We start from the raw sequence: 15,942 nt of genomic DNA on the forward strand, positions 1-15,942 counted from the left end.
TCTCGACCAGGTAGGTCGAGCCGGCGGCGAAGGCGACATTGCCGGCGACGTTGAGCGTGTCCGGAGAATTGCCCGGAGAGACCGTGCCGCCGGCGTTGGCGGTGAAGCCGCCGATGGTGCCGCTGCCACCCAGCAGGCCGCCGCCATTGACCGTCACCGTGCTGGCGATCGCGCCGTTCACGATCAGGCGGCCGGCATTGACGCTGGTCGGGCCGGCATAGGTGCTCGTGCCGGTCAGGACGGTGGTCCCGCTGCCGTTCTGCTGCACGGCACCGGTGCCCGAGATGATCCCGGCGAAGGTCACGGTGTCGGAACGGTTGAACGCCAGCGTGCCGTTGTTGAGCACATCGCCGGCGATCGAGCCCGTGATGCCGCCATTGCCCAGCTGCAAGGTGCCGGCGCTGATCGTGGTGCCGCCGCCATAGGTGCCGGCGCCGGTCAATACGGTGGTGCCCGTGCCGTTCTGCTGCACGGCGCCGGTCCCGGAAATGGCGCCGGCGACGATGAGCGTGTCGGACCGGTTGAACGCCAGCGTGGCGTTGTTGACCACGTCGCCCGCGATCGCGCCGGCGGTGCCGCCATTGCCGACCTGCAAGGTGCCGGCGGTGATCGTGCTCGTGCCGGCATAGGTGTTGTTGCCGGTCAGGATCAGCGTGGCGGCGCCTGTCTTGGTGAGCCCGCCGGCGCCGCCGATGGTGCCGCCGACGGTGAGGTCGGCATCGGTCTGGAACGTGCCGCCGCCGGCGTTGAGCGTGACGTTGCGCGCCGTCGCGAACGCAGCGGTGTTCAGCAGGGTGCCGCCGTTGAAGGTGAGGCTGCCGCCGGCACCACCGAGATTGGTATCGGCGGCGACGGACAGCGTGCCTGCGTTCAGCACCGTGCCGCCGCCATAGGTGTTGGCGGCGGCCAATACAGTGGTGCCCGCCCCGTTCTGCTCGACGCTGCCGCTGCCCGAGATCAGGCCGGCGAAGGTGACCGTGTCCGACCGGTTGAAGGCGAGGATGCCGTCGTCGACGACGTCGCCGACGATCGAGCCGGTGGTGCCGCCGTCCCCCAGCTGCAGGCGTCCGGCCGTGATCGTGGTGCCGCCGGCGTAGGTGTTGTCGCCGGTCAGGATCAGGGTGCCGGCGCCGGCCTTGGTCAGCGAGCCGCTGCCGCCGATCGGCACGGCGAGAGTCAGGGTGTCGGTGAAGTTGGCGACGATCCGGCCATCGTTGATGATCAGCGGCGCCGCGATGCCGCCGGCCAGGCCGCCATTGCCGAGGTTGAGCGTGCTGTCCGGGTCGATGATCGTGATGGTGGTGACGGTGATGACGGCGCCGTCGGCGACGGTCAGCGTGCCCGGGCCACCGAACGGATCGCCGATTCCCAGCCCGCCGGCGATCGTCCATGTCGAGCCGGTGCCGGTGATGGTGACGGTCGAGTCCATGCCGATGAAGGCATCACCCAGGCTTTCGAGCCTGCCGCCGTTGCTGATCGTCGCCGTGGCCTGGTTGAACCCGCCGATCACGGTATCGCCGCTGGCGGTTGCGATCGATCCCGGGCCGGTGATCAGCAGGGTGGCGCTGTCGATCAGGTCGCCGGTCTGCAATCGGCCGCCGTTGGTGATGGCGAGCGTGCCGAAGGCGATGTCCGTGAGGCCTGCCGTGAACGAGCCGCCGCTGATGTCGAGCGTGCCGCAGCAGACGCTCAGCACGCCACCGATGCTGCTGCTGCCGGTCAGGGTCAGGGTGCCGGGCCCTTCCTTCTCGAACGAGCCGTTGCCATGGATCTCGCCGGAGAACGTGGTGCTCTGATCGTTCAGCCCCACGACCAGCACCGAGCCCATGCCGATGACGACCAAGCCGTCGCCAGCCAGCGACCCCGCGCCGGCGAAGATGCCGCCGTCGAGGATCTGCAGGACGCCGCCGGCGTTGACGGTGATGGCCGACAGCGGCGAGAGCGCCGTCGACGTCGCCGCCAGCAGGATGCCGGCATTGATGGTCGTGGGACCGTCATAGGTGTTGTTGCCGGTCAGGATCAAGGTCGCCGCGCCTGTCTTGGTCAGGCCGCCGCTGCCGCTGATATCGCCATCGAGCTCGAGGTCGGCATCGGTCTGGAAGGTGCCGCCGCCGGCGTTGAGCGTGACGGCGCGGATCGTCGTGATCGCGGCCGTGTTCTGCAGCGTGCCGCCGTTGAACGTGAGGCCGCCGCTGACGTCGCCGAGATTGCCGTCCTCGGATACCGACAATGTGCCGGCGTTCAGCACTGTGCCGCCGGAATAGGTGTGGGTGCCGGTGAGCACCGTGGTCCCGGGCCCGTTCTGCTCGACGACGCCGTTGCCGGTGATGGCGCCGACGAACGTGAACGTGCCGGAATGATTGAACGCCAGGATGCCGTTGTTGTCGTAGCTGCCGAAGAGGGAGCCGGTGGTGCCGCCGTCGCCAAGCTGCAGCCGGCCGTCGCTGATCGTAATGGCGAACGGGAAGGGGCTGTCGGTCGTCAGCACCAGCGTGCCGGCGCCGGTCTTGACGAACGAGCCGCCGAGAACCGGTGTGATGGTTCCGGCTTGCGTCGCCGTGCCGCTGGCGACGTCGAGGATGATGGGTCCCCCTAACGATGTCGCGATCTGGTTCGTGATCGTGACGCCGTCGGCATAGCCCAGCGTGGCGCCGCCGACGATGAAAACCAGGCCGGAGCCCAGCGCCGAGCTCGTGCCGGCGACCAGCGTGCCGGCGAAGATCTGGGTATTGCCGCCGTAGGTGTTGTTGCCGGTCAGGATCGTCGTGCCGCTGCCGAACTGCGTGACGATGCCCGTCCCGGAAATCGTGCCGCCGATCGTCATCGTGTCCGGCCGATTGAACGTGAGGGACGCCGCCGGGCCGGAGAGAACGATGTCGCCGGCGACCGCCCCGCCGGCGCTGATGCCGTCACCGAGCGCCAGCTGCGCGCCATCGCTGACGGTCGTGGCGCCGGTGTAGGTGTTGTCGGCGGTGAAGAGGGTTGTGCCGGTCTGGATGTTGACGGTGCCGTTGCCGCTGACCTGCGATGCGAAGACGTAGCTGCCGCCCGTGTCGGTGTGGTTGAAGTTGATGGTGCCGCTGCCGGCCCCGAACGTGACGGTGGCGGTGTCGAGGGTGCCGGGCGCGTCGGGCGATCCGTTGCCGCCGATATTCAGGGTGCCCGTGGAACCGGCCTGGCGGGCGATGGTGACGGAGGTGGCGCTGACCGTGCCGCCGGCGCCGATGCTGAGCGTGCCGGTGCCGGCATCGCCGATCGTGAGCGCGCCCAATGTGCTGGTGGCGCTGCCGGCGACCCGCGCAGCGGAGGGTATGGCGGTGTCGATGACGACGGCATCGCCGGCTGCCGGCACCGTGGCCGGAGCCCAGTTGCCGGTGGTGAACCAGTCATCGGATGTGACGCCGGTCCAGTTGACCTGCGCTTGCGCTGGTGCAGGCGCTGCGGCCAGCACCATCAACCCGATCGATAGAAATGTAGTGGCGTGCAACCAGGCATGCAGACGCGACCGCGGCGACATCGTCACCAACTCCCCCAAGTGCCGGCGCCATGGTTTTTCCAGGTGAGCTCCAGCGCCGATAGCACCACATTGAACACTCGGACTGCGATTTTGTCCACGCAGCAATGCAACGATTGCTGCTTGTCCGACGCCTGGGAGGCTAGCGCGTGATGGCGCGCGAGATGATCAGCACGGTGCGAGCGCCGGGACCGGGGTCCTTGCCGCAGCGCGGATAGCTGCCGTCGACGGGGTATATCGCCAGGATGCGCTCGGCCCTGTCGTCGCTGCCGATCGAGAAGCGTGTGCCGTCCGGGTCGGCTTTTGGCTTGCCGAGCTTGCCGGCGTAGAACGCAACCACGGCTTGCGGCGAATCGCCTGATGCGTAGGCGCTCCAGTGGATCTCCCGGGTGCTGCCATGGACCCGCTGGTCGCACAGCGCCGTGCTCGCCGGATAGGGCGGAAAGCCCTGCCAGTCCTGGGCGAGCGCCGCGGTGGCGCACAAAGCCGGCGCCAGCGCAACGACGATCGGGATCCTGCGCATGCGCATGTAGCTACACGCTGGCGTCGCGTTTTGTCATCCCGGACTCACGCCGCCCGTTGGCCGTCTAGAGCCTTGCAGAGGATCACGTTGATCCGTCCCTCTGGCCAGCCGTCAAACTCGGCCATGCGCTTGAAGCCGGCACGTTCATAAAATCCCGGTGCCTGAAAATCATAGCTGGCGACCCATACCCGCGACACGCCTCGCCGCCGCGCCTCGGTGACCATCGCATCAAGCAGCGCGCGACCATAGCCTTGACCGCGAAACGCCTCGTCGACCCACATCTGCTTGATCTCGGATACGCCAGCCCATGTGTATCCGGCGGTAATGGCTACTGTCCTGCCGCCCTCATCTCGAATGACGAACCCCAACCCCTGGCCATCATCACGGCCGGTGGCGGCACGATTATGCGCATACAGACGATCCTCGATGGCGTCGATTTCCATCGGCGTCAGGTCATGGCGAGCTTCTACAACGGGCGGCTTTTCCATGGGGAAGGCTCCTGGAGCTTCCATTCCGGAACGTAGCACGGCCGAAGCGTGAGCGGATGTCCGCAAATGGTCTATGGCCGAAGGCCGGCGTTGCCGGACCTACCCTATGGACCCAACGCCCACGCGACGGGTGGCGGCGGCTCGGATGAGCGAGCGGGATACAGCTTTCAAGTGGTGGGGCGCTCTATAAAACGTATTTTACATCTTGAAATTCATCCAGAATAATCACAAAATATACTTTATAAATCGCTGCAAAATTGGGCGCTCATAAAACGGAGTTTATGTGGCAATCGCGCTCTGGGGGAATATATACTACGATAAGACCTTCGCAGGCATTCTGCGCCGCGATCCTGGGGGGCGTTGTGTCTTCATCTACGATGCGGATTATCTCGGTGCCGCGCAAGCCCGGCCGATAGCTCATACGCTGCCACTGACCGATGAGCCCTTCGTCCAGGAAGGTGGGCTTCACCCATTCTTCGATAATCTGGTGGCGGAGGGTTGGCTCAGCAATATCCAGGCGCGCGCTCGGGGTTGCGCCTGACGACCGGCTGGCGCTCTTGCTCGGCTTCGGCCGCGATCTGGCCGGCGCGGTGTCCGTCATCGATCCAGATTCGCGCAATGCCGGCTGGCCGGATGCTAGTGACGAAGCTGCGGCCGCAGCGCTGAGGAGCCGGGCGTCGCTCTCCGGCGTGCAGCGCAAGCTGATGGTCGTCAAGGACGGACGAACCTTCAGGCCGGCTGATCCCAACGAAATCAGCACGCACCTGGCCAAGCTCGCCTCCGGCCAGCTGACAGACATCGTCGAGCTCGAGTTGCTGACCACGCTCGCAACGGCCGCTCTCCTGCCCGGCGATCAGGTCGTCGACCTCGAAGTCGGCGAAGTCTCGGGCATCCACGAACCGGCGCTCATCGTGCGGAGGTTTGACCGGACAGCCACTGGACGGAAGCTTCATTTCGAGGAGTTCAACCAGCTCCTGGGCCGGCGTTCCGGTGACGACAAGTACGAAGGAAGCTACGAGGATATGGGCGGCTTCATCCACGAGACGTCCGGCTGCCTGCCGGCGGAGGCGGACCGCCTGTATCGCCGCATCCTCGCATGTCTCCTCCTCGGCAACACGGACGCGCATTTCAAGAACTTCGCGATGTTCCACACCCGGGACGGGCTGCGCTTGACGCCCGGATACGATCTGGTCGCGGCAGCGACCTACAGACAGTACCAGACGGTCGCTCTCGTGGCCGGGGGTGCCCGGAACCTCGCGATCGGCAGCTTGCAACCCAAACATCTGGTGTCCCTCGGCGCGGGATACGGGCTGAGCGATGCAGCAATCCTCTCTGCGGTCGAGGATCTCGGATCGCGCCTGCCGATGGCGGCTACGGCTATCGGAGTAGCGGCCCACGGTGCGCCCGCGCTCAAGACCGAGCTCATTGACCTCATGGAGAAGCGATGGAAGGGAAGTTTCGCCTCAATTGGGCAGCTCTTGTCGAAGAGGCAAAAGCGCGGCGGAAGGCGCAAAACCTTACCCAGCAGCGGCTCGCGAAGCTCGCGGACATAAGCACGCCGACAGTGTCGCGCTTCGAGAACGGCGAGAAAGACATTCAGCTGTCGTCGGCGCTCGGCATCCTCGGCGTGCTCGGCCTGCTGGATAGCCGGACACTGACATTTTCGGACCCGGAGGCGCGATATGACGGCGTTCGTGATGTCGTGGTCTTCTGGGGACAGGAAGGCACGAAGCGCGTGCGCTGCGCCATCAGCCGCGACGCGCTTGACGACCATTACAAGCCCGAGCGCAAGGACAAGCTGAAGGTTTTCGAAGCGAACAGAGGTGCGATCGAACAGGAAGCGCGCAGGAAGTACCTTGCCAGTATATTGGAGCCGGACGGGTCCATCCTCATCAAGGCCACGGACATCTGGTGACGGGGATCAAGACAGCTCTCCCCTCGGTGTGGGAGAGCTATCGATCGCAATCATATCCAGATTGCCGATCGGCGATGCCGAGGCGATCTAACCCATTCGAGGGATCTCCTGCGGCAGAGCGCACAGTGCGCCATTCGCAGCCGAAGGCGACCGCTCACTTGTTTAAATTGGCGGCTCTCGATGAAGCGTTTTGCGCTCTCTCTGGACGGTCTTGACATCTGGTTCACACGCTCTATCTCGATTTCTGTTCGCACCCTGAAGGGAGGTTAAGAGGAGCGAGCCATGACTGAGATCATTGGCTTTCCCCGGGCCGGCACTTCATTCGAATCGGCCGTCCTGCGATTCAACCATCCGATCGACGTACTCAGTGACTCCACGCTCGATCGCGACGCAAAGCGTGCCATCCTGTCGGCCTGGGCCTCCGATGCCTGGGCTGTTCCTTCGATCCCGCCGCTGCGCCGACCACCCGGGTTCACTCATCCCGTGGCGGTCGACGTCATTCTCGATGCCCTCAGCCGCCTTGACGAGCCGCCCGATCCGCGCCCGGGCGGTGCTGCCGCGCGCCCTGCCAGACGCACGCGCGCGCAGTCGACTCTGCGCCGTCGCCTGGGGCGACTGACGCGCCGCTACCTCGAGCGCCACGTGTTCAAGCCTCCCGGCGAGATCGCAGCCGCGGCGCGCGGCATCTGAATAACGTATTGCCGACAGCCGCTCTCCACGGCCACGGAAGCATCTCGACCGGTCGCATGGCCGGCTGCCCCTCCGTGAACCGTGCGCGGAGGTTGCGATGTGTTGCGAGAGACAACGCGACATCAAGGAGCTCGACGACCGGATCGGAGAGATCGAATGTCAGGTCGCGCTGCAGCGCGACCTGATCGACTGGTTGGAAAGCACTGGCAAAGACACGTCAAAAGCAGCGCTCGGTCTGGCGATGCTTTTGGTGATGCTGCGCCAAGTGCTCATCGCACGCGACACTGCGCGGCGTACCAGCACGATCGGCCGGTGAACACTTTCCCGAGCCGTCCGCTCTTGAAAAGCCGCGCCGGTCGCCTAACTCCGTTGGCATTCGAGATCAGAGAGTGCCAACGGTCGAGCGGATCAGCCCGGCGTCGAGTCGGACATTGCCCGGACACCGCCAGGTCCCCTGATCTCGAGCCTGTCGATGCACACCAGGAGGGGTACGATGGCCATGTTGTTTTCGGATCCTTTCGAATCGCTCTTCAATCTGCAGAAGGCCCTGGATGCGTTCCATGCCAGCGGCTGGCTCGAGCCCGGTCCCAGCGCCGGCGGCACCTATCCGCCGCTGAACGTGTTCCGCAAGGACGATGATGCCGTCGTCATCATCGAGCTGCCGGGCGTCAAGAAGACCGACGTCGATATACAGGCGAAGGGCAGCACCATCCGCATCTCAGGCACCAGGACGATCGAATTCCCGCAGAAGGCCGGGATCCACCGGCGCGAGCGCATCGCCGGGCGATTCGATCGCGCCATCACCATTCCGTTCGAAGTCAACGTCGAGGAGGTCAAGGCTGAGTACCGCGACGGTATTCTGGCCCTGTTCCTGCCGCGCGCCGAACAGGACAAGCCGCGGTCGATCAAGCTGCCCTGACCGGCGCCCTTTCGCAACAAGCCAATGATGGAGGATACGATGGTGGCTCCACAGGAGCTTGCGGTGCAGCCCAAGAAAGAGCTGACACCCAAGGAAGAGAAGACAGTGCCAGCCCGGTACTATGTTCCCAACACCGACATTCACGAGACGGACGAGGCGCTGACGCTGGTCATGGAGATGCCCGGGGTCGAGAAGAAGAATATCGACGTGAAGCTGGAGAACGACGTCCTGCGTATCGAAGGGCGCATCGATTTCTCGAAGTACGAGGGTCTCGACCCGGTGTACGCCGAGTACAACGTCGGTCACTTCTCACGCACCTTCGCTTTGTCGAACAAGATCGATCAGGACCGCATCCAGGCTGATCTCCAGGACGGGATCCTTACGCTCACCTTGCCCAAGGCGAAGCAGGCACTGCCCCGGCAAATCCCGATCAATTAGAGAACCTGCCGACCAGGGACGCGATCCCTGATCGTGCAGCAATTTCCATCACCGACCGACCAGGAGGATCTTCATGCAATTCCGACCTCTGCACGACCGCATTGTCGTACGCCGCATCGATGCCGAAGAGAGGACCGCCGGCGGCATCATCATTCCCGACACGGCCCAGGAAAAGCCGCAGGAAGGCGAGGTGGTCGCCGTCGGGCCGGGTGCCCGCGACAAGGACGGCAAGCTGATCGCGATCGATCTGAAGCCGGGAGACCGGGTGTTGTTCGGCAAGTGGTCCGGGACCGAGGTGAAGATCGACGGCGATGAGCTGCTGATCATGAAGGAGAGCGACGTCCTGGGGGTCCTTGAGAATACGCGGCTCAAGAAGGCTGCCTGATCCGCAGAGCCATACAAGGAAGGAGGAAGAGAGCTATGGCTGCCAAGGAAGTGAAGTTCTCGTCGGAAGGGCGGGAAAGGATGCTGCGGGGCGTCGACACGCTCGCCAATGCGGTCAAGGTCACTCTCGGCCCAAAGGGCCGCAACGTGGTGATCAAAAAGAGCTTCGGTGCACCCCGCATCACCAAGGACGGCGTTACCGTCGCCAAGGAAATCGAGCTCGCCGACAAGTTCGAGAACATGGGCGCGCAGATGGTCCGCGAGGTCGCGTCCAAGACCAGCGACGTGGCGGGCGACGGCACCACGACGGCAACGGTCCTGGCGCAAGCGATCGTCAAGGAAGGCGCCAAGGCGGTCGCCGCCGGCGTCAACCCCATGGACCTCAAGCGCGGTGTCGACCAGGCTGTCAAAGCCGTCGTACAGGAGCTGAAGGCGCGCGCCCGCAAGGTGACCCGCAACGACGAGATCGCGCAGGTGGGCACCATCTCGGCCAACGGGGATACGGAGATCGGCCGCTTCCTTGCCGAGGCGATGGAGAAGGTCGGCAACGATGGTGTCATCACTGTCGAGGAAGCCAAGTCGCTGTCGACCGAGCTCGAGGTGGTCGAGGGCATGCAGTTCGACCGCGGCTACGTCTCATCCTATTTCGTGACAGACGTCGAGAAGCTGCGGGTCGAGCTCGAGGATCCCTACATCCTGATCCACGAAAAGAAGCTGTCCGGCCTGCAGGCCATGCTGCCGGTGCTCGAGGCGATCGTGCGGTCGGGCAAGCCGCTGCTGATCGTGGCCGAGGATGTCGAGGGCGAGGCGCTGGCCACCCTGGTCGTCAACAAGCTGCGCGGGGGCCTGAAGGTCGCGGCCGTCAAGGCGCCCGGCTTCGGCGACCGGCGCAAGGCGATGCTGGAGGACATCGCCATCCTGACCGCCGGCACCCTCATCACCGAGGACCTCGGCATCAAGCTGGAGAACGTCACGCTTCAGATGCTCGGCCGTGCCAAGAAGGTCGTGATCGACAAGGAGAACACGACCATCGTGGAAGGCGCCGGCGACAAAGAGCAGATCCGAGGCCGCATCGCGCAGATCAAAGCCCAGATCCAGGAGACGACGTCGGATTACGACCGCGAGAAGCTGCAGGAGCGTCTTGCCAAGCTGGCCGGCGGTGTTGCCGTCATCCGCGTCGGCGGCGCCACCGAGGTCGAGGTCAAGGAAAGGAAGGACCGCGTCGACGACGCCCTCCATGCCACCCGTGCGGCGGTCCAGGAGGGAATCCTGCCGGGCGGCGGCGTTGCGCTGCTGCGTGCCTTGCGCGTGCTCGATGGACTGCAACCGGAGAATGAGGACCAGAGGACCGGCATTGCCGTGGTCCGCCGCGCCCTGCAGGTACCGATCCGGCAGATCGCCGAGAACGCCGGCGAGGACGGCTCGGTGATCGTCGGCAAGCTGCTCGAGCAGGACGACTATGCGTGGGGCTTCAACGCCGCCACCGGCACATACGAAGACCTGGTGAAAGCTGGCATCATCGATCCTGCCAAGGTCGTACGCACCGCGCTGCAGGACGCTGCCTCGGTGGCATCTCTGATGATCACGACCGAGGCCCTGGTGGCCGAGAAACCGAAGGAGGCGGCATCACCCCCGGTGCCTGCTGGCATGGACGTTTGAGGGCAGGTCGAGGCCAGGATAGTCCGGGCCTCGTCCACCCATGACAGCCTCGCCATTTCGGTTTCACCAGGAGAGTCATCGATGCGGATTGCCCAGATCGCGCCGCTGGCGGAGAGCTGCCCGCCACGGCTCTACGGCGGCACGGAGCGGATTGTTTCATATCTGACCGAGGAACTGGTCCGGCAGGGCCATGACGTCACCTTGTTCGCCAGCGGCGACTCGCGGACCGCCGCCAAGCTGGTGCGGTGCTCGGACATGGCGTTGCGGCTCAACCCGGCCGTCAAGGACCCGATCCCCTACCATTTGATCATGCTGGACGAAGTGCGGCGCCAGGCGGACTCGTTCGACGTCCTGCACTTCCATATCGATCTTCTGCACTACCCGATAATCCGAGATTTTGCCGACCGCACCGTGACGACGTTGCACGGCCGGCTCGACCTTCCGGACCTGAAGCCGTTTCATGCGGCCTTCTCCGAGGTTCCGCTGGTCTCCATATCCCATCACCAGCGCCGGCCGTTGCTACCTGCCAGTTGGGTCGGCACCGTTCATCATGGCCTGCCGGCCGATCTGTTGCGCTTCACGGCAAGGCCGGGTGACGATTATCTGGCGTTTCTCGGCCGCATCTCGCCGGAAAAGCGGCCCGATCGCGCCATCGAGATCGCGGCGCGCGCGGGTATGCGCCTGAAAATTGCAGCAAAGATCGACAAGGTGGATGAGCTGTACTGGAGCCAGGTAATATGCCCCCTGATCGCGGCGACGCCGAACATCGAGTTCATCGGCGAAATCAACGAGCGTCAAAAGGCGGATTTCCTGGGCAACGCGCGCGCCCTGCTCTTTCCCGTAGACTGGCCCGAACCCTTCGGCCTGGTCATGATCGAAGCCATGGCCTGCGGCACGCCGGTGGTCGCATTCCGCCACGGCTCCGTGCCGGAGGTGATCGACAACGGCCTTTCGGGCTTCGTGGTGGATACCGTCGATGAGGCAGTGTCCGCCGTGAAGGAGGTCGGCGCGCTCGACCGTGCCGGTGTGCGCAGTGTCTTCGAAGCGCGCTTCACCGCCGATCGGATGGCCCAGCACTACCTTGACATCTACTACGCGCTGCCGGGGGTCCGTCAGAATGCCGCGCATCTGCGCCGCGCTGCCGGTCGTGAACGAGAACTGCACGCGGTAGCTTGATGCGGGACATGTCGGGCCTACCATATTCGCATTTTCGCGGTGATGACCTGGACCAGCCATACCTGCCCGTGTTCGACCACGGCCTGGCACAAGCTGAGGGTTCGTGGCGGAGACCGCACTCCTGCAGAGCAGGAGACCTGCCTGCCTGACCGAAGGTCACGGGCGGCGACGAAATTCACCTCACGTACCGATCGAGCCCGACGTGAGTCACGATGAGGCGCACATCGTCCATTGCAAAGATCTCGCGCAGTGTCTCACTGCCCGCTATGCCATCTCTGCCGCGATGAACAACGCGCCTATGTTGTTGAAAAGATTGGTGCCCCTGGTCGGACTCGAACCAACACGCCCTTGCGGGCAACAGATTTTGAGTCTGCCGCGTCTACCATTCCGCCACAGGGGCACACCGGTGGTAGCGGCGCGAATAAAGCGGAGTAGGCGGTCAGCGTCAATCGCGGTGTTGGCGCCGCGCGCCATGGCCTTGACGCTGCCCGCCTCAGCCCTCGACCGTGAACTCGACACCCTGCGCCAGCGGCAAAGCGGTGCCGTAGTTCACCGTGTTGGTGGCCCGCCGCATATAGGCCTTCCAGGCGTCGGAGCCGGCCTCGCGGCCGCCGCCGGTCTCCTTCTCGCCGCCGAACGCGCCGCCGATCTCGGCGCCCGAGGGGCCGATATTGACGTTGGCGATGCCGCAATCCGAGCCGGCGGCCGACAGGAACAGCTCGGCCTCGCGCAGATCGAGCGTGAAGATCGAGGACGACAGGCCGGCGCCGACCGCGTTCTGCAGCCCGATCGCTTCTGGCAGGTCGCTGTAGCGCGTGACGTACAGGATCGGCGCGAAGGTCTCCTGCAGCATCGGCCCGGTCTGGGCCGGCATCTCGACCAGCGCCGGGCGGACATAGTAGGCCTGGGGCAGGCCCAGGCCATCCCAGCGCTCGCCGCCATGCACCGTGCCGCCTGCTTCGCGCGCCGCCTGCAGCGCCCGCTGCATGGTCTCGTAGGCGCGGGCGTCGATCAGGGGCCCCAGCAGCGTGCCGGCCGCGAGCGGATCGCCGATCGCGATGGTCCGGTAGACCCGCTTCAGGCGCTCCAGGAATGGCGCGTAGATGCTGTCGTGCAGGAAGACGCGCCGCAATGTCGTGCAGCGCTGGCCGGCGGTGCCGATCGCCGCGAAGGCGATGGCGCGCAGCGCCAGGTCCTGGTCCGCCGATCGCGTCACGATCGCGGCGTTGTTGCCGCCCAGCTCCAGGATGGCGCGCGCGAACCGCTTGGCCAGGCGCGGGCCGACGGCGCGTCCCATGCGGGTCGAGCCGGTCGCGGACACGACCTTGACCCGATCATCGTCGACCAGCGCCTCGCCCAGGGCCGGCCCGCCGATCAGCGCCGCGCACAGCCCCGCCGGCGCATCGTCGCCGAAGCGCGCCAGCGCCCGGCCGACGATCGCCAGCGTGGCCAGGGCCGTCAGCGGCGTCTTCTCCGACGGCTTCCACACGACCGGATCGCCGCATACCAGCGCCAGGGCCGCGTTCCATGACCATACCGCCACCGGGAAGTTGAAGGCGGAGATCACCCCGCACACGCCCAGCGGATGCCAGGTCTCCATCATGCGGTGGTCGCGGCGCTCGGTGGCGATCGCCAGCCCATAGAGCTGCCGCGACTGGCCGACGGCGAAGTCGCAGATATCGATCATCTCCTGCACTTCGCCGCGGCCTTCCGACAGGATCTTGCCGGTCTCGAGGCTGACCAGGCGTCCGAGATCACCCTTGGCCGCGCGCAGCTCTTCGCCGATCAGGCGCACCAGCTCGCCGCGCCGCGGCGGCGGCACATGGCGCCAGGCGATGAAGGCGTCCTGGGCCTGCCCGATCTTGGCGTCGGCCTCGGCCGCCGAGGTCCCATGCACCTGCGCGATCACCTCGCCTGTGATCGGCGTGTGGACCGCGAGCGAACCGCCGGTGGTGCGCTCGCGCGGCACGCCCAGCGCCTGCAGCAGGGCGGCCGTCTCTTGAGCGAGATTGGAAGCTGCCAAGGCCATGGCGTCATTCCCCTGCAAAGGCCACGGTGCGGCCGGTTTCACGGATCACCGCGGGATCCCGGCGGACCGGGCTGGCGATCGCCTCGCCGGTCGGCGGCGTCGGAGTCCGGCGGCCCGGGATAGCATAGAGGCATCCGAACCGGTTCGACAGGAAGGTGTCGAGCGCGATGTCCTCCTGGCGCACGAAACCCTGCCGGGGGACCTTGCCCTCGGCCAGAAGATCCAGCACGGCGCAGATGCTTGTCGCCGTGGTCATCTGGATGGCGCTGCGGCGCTGGCCGTCGATCTCGCTGCCGTAGATGGTATTGGCATAGGTCTCCTGGACAAACGCGCCCTCGCGCCAGCCGGCGACCGTGACCTGGATCACGACGACGTCCAGCAGGGTCGACGGCAGAGCGTGCTCCAGGATGTCCTTGAGGACGTGGCGGCGTTCGCCCAGGCGCAGGTCGCGCAGCAATGTCCTGAGGATCGCGGCGTGGCCGGGGTAGCGCACGGTGCGGTAGTTGAGCTCGCGCACGCGTCCGAGATAGGTGTCGCACAGCGTGCCCAGGCCGCCGGACGTGTTGAACGCCTCGTACGCCGTGCCGTCGAGCACCAGCTCCTCGCGGTCCTCCAGCGGCTGCACCTGGCGTTGCACGCCGTCGACGATCGCCTGGCAGGGTTCGCAGTACTCGTTGATGACCCCGTCCGTGCTCCAGGTCAGGCTGTACTTGAGGGCGTTCGAGGGAAAGCGCGGCAGCGCCCCGACGCGCAGGCGGATGCTGTCGAGCTTGTCGAAGCGCTGCGCCAGGTCGTGCGCGACGATCGAGACGAAACCCGGCGCCAGGCCGCATTGCGGGATGAAGGCGGCGGCGGCGCCCTGCGCCAGGCTCTGGACCTGGCGGGTGCTGGCGACGTCTTCCGTGAGGTCGAGGTAGTGCACGCCGATGCGCCGGGCGATGCCGGCGATTTGCGTGGTGAGCTGAAAGGGCGCCGCCGAGAGGATAGCGAGCTTGTCGCGCAGCTGGCCCAGCAGCGCCTCGTCCACCGCCGCGATATCGAGCGCGGCGGTCTTGATTGCGGAGCCGAAGGGGATGCGCTCGAGCTGGGCGCGATCCCGATCGATCAGGGTCACGCCGTAGTCGCCGCTGCCCGCCAGCAGCTCGGCGATCGTCACACCGATCCTGCCGGCGCCGATGACCGCGATCTCCATCCTGCCCATGACACGCTCCCGCAACCGCAACTCGATCCGCGGTCAGTGTTGACGGGTGTCGTATCGAACGCTACCGGCATATCGACGAAAACGGCGAGGGCCAGCGGCACTATGACCGATGTGACCGGCAGAACGCGGGTGCAGGCCGACAGCACGGACCGTCAGCTTCTGGCTCTTCTGCGCGAGAATGCCCGGGCGCCGACAGCCGAGCTCGCGCGCCGGCTCGGCCTGTCGCGCTCGACGGTCCAGAGCCGCATCGAGCGGCTGGAACGGAGCGGACACATCGTCGGCTACACCGTGCGCGTCGCGGACGAGCACGAGCGCGGGCAGCTCAAGGCTTTCGTGATGGTGACGCTGCAGCCCAAGCAGTCGGCGTCGATCGAGGTGGCCCTGCGCAGGATGCCGGAGGTGAGGGCGCTGCATTCGGTCAGCGGGCCGTTCGACCTCATCGTGTCGGTGACGGCGGCCTCGGTAGAGGAGATGAACGCGACGATCGATCGGATCGGCGCGCTGGCCGGCGTCGAGCGCACCACGTCGGCCATGGTCCTCTCGACACGGATCGACCGGTAGAAGCGCGAGGACGTGCTCTGCTGATGCTCGCCAGCACCTGCATTGCCTGGGATCAGCACAGCAAGATCCTTCGCTTCGCTCAGGATGACAGCCGCGAGAACGACGCTTCCACCTGAACGCGATTCACGCCGCGTCGGGGCGGCAGCACGGGGAAATCCCGGCTCTTGTTCGCATTGCGATACCGTCTGGCGTGTCTGCGGTCGTGCGGTCCAGGGTCCGTCTATATGGATAAGCTGGCCTATATCGGAAAGGAGGATTCAAGCAGCCATGCTCGACAAGAAACTCATCGGCCATACGTTCACGCCGTTCACGGCCACAGTCGAAGCCGGCAAGATCCGGCTGTTCTGCAAGGCGATCGGCGAGGAAGACCCGATCTATCAGGACGAGGCCGCCGCCAAGGCCGCCGGCTACCGCGCCATCCCGGCGCCGCCCACCTTCCTGACGG

The 15,942-nt window shown here is 65.8% G+C and carries 16 protein-coding genes, 1 tRNA gene and 1 pseudogene; 12 read left to right on the forward strand and 6 right to left on the reverse strand.

Annotated elements, in window-relative coordinates:
* The 3 genes from FHP25_RS39625 to FHP25_RS39635 form a co-directional block, all read right to left on the reverse strand.
* Nucleotides 1–3,517 (reverse strand): beta strand repeat-containing protein (locus FHP25_RS39625; protein ID WP_178134132.1); only part of this gene is annotated, 3,517 nt, incomplete at its 3' end.
* A 139-nt stretch (nt 3,518–3,656) separates the two neighbouring features.
* Complete coding sequence (locus FHP25_RS39630) at nt 3,657–4,043, reverse strand: hypothetical protein (protein ID WP_178134133.1); 387 nt, start codon at nt 4,041–4,043, stop codon at nt 3,657–3,659.
* 38 nt (nt 4,044–4,081) lie between these two features.
* Nucleotides 4,082–4,525: a GNAT family N-acetyltransferase gene (locus tag FHP25_RS39635; RefSeq protein ID WP_218578985.1), complete on the reverse strand. Its 444-nt coding sequence runs from the start codon at nt 4,523–4,525 to the stop codon at nt 4,082–4,084.
* A gap of 283 nt (nt 4,526–4,808) precedes the next feature.
* Here FHP25_RS39635 and FHP25_RS39640 point away from each other — a divergent pair, with 283 nt between their 5' ends.
* The 10 genes from FHP25_RS39640 (at nt 4,809) to FHP25_RS39685 (ending at nt 11,706) form a co-directional block, all read left to right on the forward strand.
* On the forward strand, nt 4,809–5,066 hold the full coding sequence (locus FHP25_RS39640; protein ID WP_147852534.1) for a HipA N-terminal domain-containing protein: 258 nt from the start codon (nt 4,809–4,811) through the stop codon (nt 5,064–5,066).
* Nucleotides 5,067–5,082: 16 nt separating this feature from the next.
* Complete coding sequence (locus tag FHP25_RS39645; RefSeq protein WP_178134134.1) at nt 5,083–6,078, forward strand: type II toxin-antitoxin system HipA family toxin; 996 nt, start codon at nt 5,083–5,085, stop codon at nt 6,076–6,078.
* Nucleotides 5,970–6,440, forward strand: a complete 471-nt coding sequence (locus FHP25_RS39650) for a DUF1488 family protein (RefSeq protein WP_147852536.1) — start codon at nt 5,970–5,972, stop codon at nt 6,438–6,440. The genes FHP25_RS39645 and FHP25_RS39650 overlap by 109 nt, the downstream gene beginning before the upstream one ends.
* Nucleotides 6,441–6,722: 282 nt before the next feature.
* Complete coding sequence (locus FHP25_RS39655; RefSeq protein ID WP_147852537.1) at nt 6,723–7,130, forward strand: hypothetical protein; 408 nt, start codon at nt 6,723–6,725, stop codon at nt 7,128–7,130.
* Between the two features lie 97 nt (nt 7,131–7,227).
* The gene (locus tag FHP25_RS39660; protein ID WP_147852538.1) at nt 7,228–7,446 is read left to right on the forward strand and encodes a hypothetical protein; all 219 of its coding nucleotides are present in this window, start codon (nt 7,228–7,230) and stop codon (nt 7,444–7,446) included.
* Nucleotides 7,447–7,623: 177 nt separating this feature from the next.
* The gene (locus tag FHP25_RS39665; protein ID WP_178134135.1) at nt 7,624–8,049 is read left to right on the forward strand and encodes an Hsp20/alpha crystallin family protein; all 426 of its coding nucleotides are present in this window, start codon (nt 7,624–7,626) and stop codon (nt 8,047–8,049) included.
* Nucleotides 8,050–8,088: 39 nt separating this feature from the next.
* Nucleotides 8,089–8,487 carry an Hsp20/alpha crystallin family protein gene (locus tag FHP25_RS39670; protein ID WP_178134136.1) on the forward strand — a complete coding sequence of 133 codons (399 nt, stop codon included), beginning with the start codon at nt 8,089–8,091 and terminating at the stop codon, nt 8,485–8,487.
* 73 nt (nt 8,488–8,560) lie between these two features.
* Nucleotides 8,561–8,872: a co-chaperone GroES gene (locus FHP25_RS39675; protein ID WP_147852541.1), complete on the forward strand. Its 312-nt coding sequence runs from the start codon at nt 8,561–8,563 to the stop codon at nt 8,870–8,872.
* A gap of 35 nt (nt 8,873–8,907) precedes the next feature.
* Nucleotides 8,908–10,530, forward strand: coding sequence for a chaperonin GroEL (gene groL / locus FHP25_RS39680; RefSeq protein ID WP_147852542.1), 1,623 nt, complete (start codon nt 8,908–8,910; stop codon nt 10,528–10,530).
* Between the two features lie 81 nt (nt 10,531–10,611).
* Nucleotides 10,612–11,706, forward strand: a complete 1,095-nt coding sequence (locus FHP25_RS39685) for a glycosyltransferase family 4 protein (RefSeq protein ID WP_147852543.1) — start codon at nt 10,612–10,614, stop codon at nt 11,704–11,706.
* A gap of 314 nt (nt 11,707–12,020) precedes the next feature.
* Here FHP25_RS39685 and FHP25_RS39690 read toward each other — a convergent pair.
* The 3 genes and pseudogenes from FHP25_RS39690 to FHP25_RS39700 form a co-directional block, all read right to left on the reverse strand.
* Nucleotides 12,021–12,106, reverse strand: a tRNA-Leu gene (locus tag FHP25_RS39690).
* Between the two features lie 93 nt (nt 12,107–12,199).
* Entirely contained in the window at nt 12,200–13,735 is a 1,536-nt protein-coding gene (gene amaB, locus FHP25_RS39695) for an L-piperidine-6-carboxylate dehydrogenase (protein ID WP_147852544.1), read from the reverse strand.
* 121 nt (nt 13,736–13,856) lie between these two features.
* Nucleotides 13,857–14,927, reverse strand: a pseudogene (locus tag FHP25_RS39700) (saccharopine dehydrogenase C-terminal domain-containing protein); the annotation flags it as partial.
* Between the two features lie 111 nt (nt 14,928–15,038).
* On the opposite strand from FHP25_RS39700, the gene FHP25_RS39705 reads away from it, so the two are divergent.
* Together FHP25_RS39705 and FHP25_RS42160 are read left to right on the forward strand one after the other, a co-directional pair.
* Nucleotides 15,039–15,497, forward strand: a complete 459-nt coding sequence (locus FHP25_RS39705) for an Lrp/AsnC family transcriptional regulator (RefSeq protein WP_147852545.1) — start codon at nt 15,039–15,041, stop codon at nt 15,495–15,497.
* 267 nt (nt 15,498–15,764) lie between these two features.
* Nucleotides 15,765–15,942 (forward strand): FAS1-like dehydratase domain-containing protein (locus FHP25_RS42160; protein ID WP_147852359.1); only part of this gene is annotated, 178 nt, incomplete at its 3' end.

It is taken from the genome of Vineibacter terrae, from assembly GCF_008039615.1.
Lineage (GTDB): Bacteria > Pseudomonadota > Alphaproteobacteria > Reyranellales > Reyranellaceae > Vineibacter > Vineibacter terrae.

What these genes read in the sequence shown, in the direction of transcription:
- FHP25_RS39630 (WP_178134133.1), bottom strand. Translation starts at nt 4,043, where the DNA reads ATGCGCATGCGCAGGATCCCGATCGTCGTTGCGCTGGCGCCGGCTTTG.
- FHP25_RS39635 (WP_218578985.1), bottom strand. Translation starts at nt 4,525, where the DNA reads ATGGAAAAGCCGCCCGTTGTAGAAGCTCGCCATGACCTGACGCCGATG.
- FHP25_RS39650 (WP_147852536.1), top strand. Translation starts at nt 5,970, where the DNA reads ATGGAAGGGAAGTTTCGCCTCAATTGGGCAGCTCTTGTCGAAGAGGCA.
- FHP25_RS39655 (WP_147852537.1), top strand. Translation starts at nt 6,723, where the DNA reads ATGACTGAGATCATTGGCTTTCCCCGGGCCGGCACTTCATTCGAATCG.
- FHP25_RS39660 (WP_147852538.1), top strand. Translation starts at nt 7,228, where the DNA reads ATGTGTTGCGAGAGACAACGCGACATCAAGGAGCTCGACGACCGGATC.
- FHP25_RS39665 (WP_178134135.1), top strand. Translation starts at nt 7,624, where the DNA reads ATGGCCATGTTGTTTTCGGATCCTTTCGAATCGCTCTTCAATCTGCAG.
- FHP25_RS39670 (WP_178134136.1), top strand. Translation starts at nt 8,089, where the DNA reads ATGGTGGCTCCACAGGAGCTTGCGGTGCAGCCCAAGAAAGAGCTGACA.
- FHP25_RS39675 (WP_147852541.1), top strand. Translation starts at nt 8,561, where the DNA reads ATGCAATTCCGACCTCTGCACGACCGCATTGTCGTACGCCGCATCGAT.
- groL (WP_147852542.1), top strand. Translation starts at nt 8,908, where the DNA reads ATGGCTGCCAAGGAAGTGAAGTTCTCGTCGGAAGGGCGGGAAAGGATG.
- FHP25_RS39685 (WP_147852543.1), top strand. Translation starts at nt 10,612, where the DNA reads ATGCGGATTGCCCAGATCGCGCCGCTGGCGGAGAGCTGCCCGCCACGG.
- amaB (WP_147852544.1), bottom strand. Translation starts at nt 13,735, where the DNA reads ATGGCCTTGGCAGCTTCCAATCTCGCTCAAGAGACGGCCGCCCTGCTG.
- FHP25_RS39705 (WP_147852545.1), top strand. Translation starts at nt 15,039, where the DNA reads ATGACCGATGTGACCGGCAGAACGCGGGTGCAGGCCGACAGCACGGAC.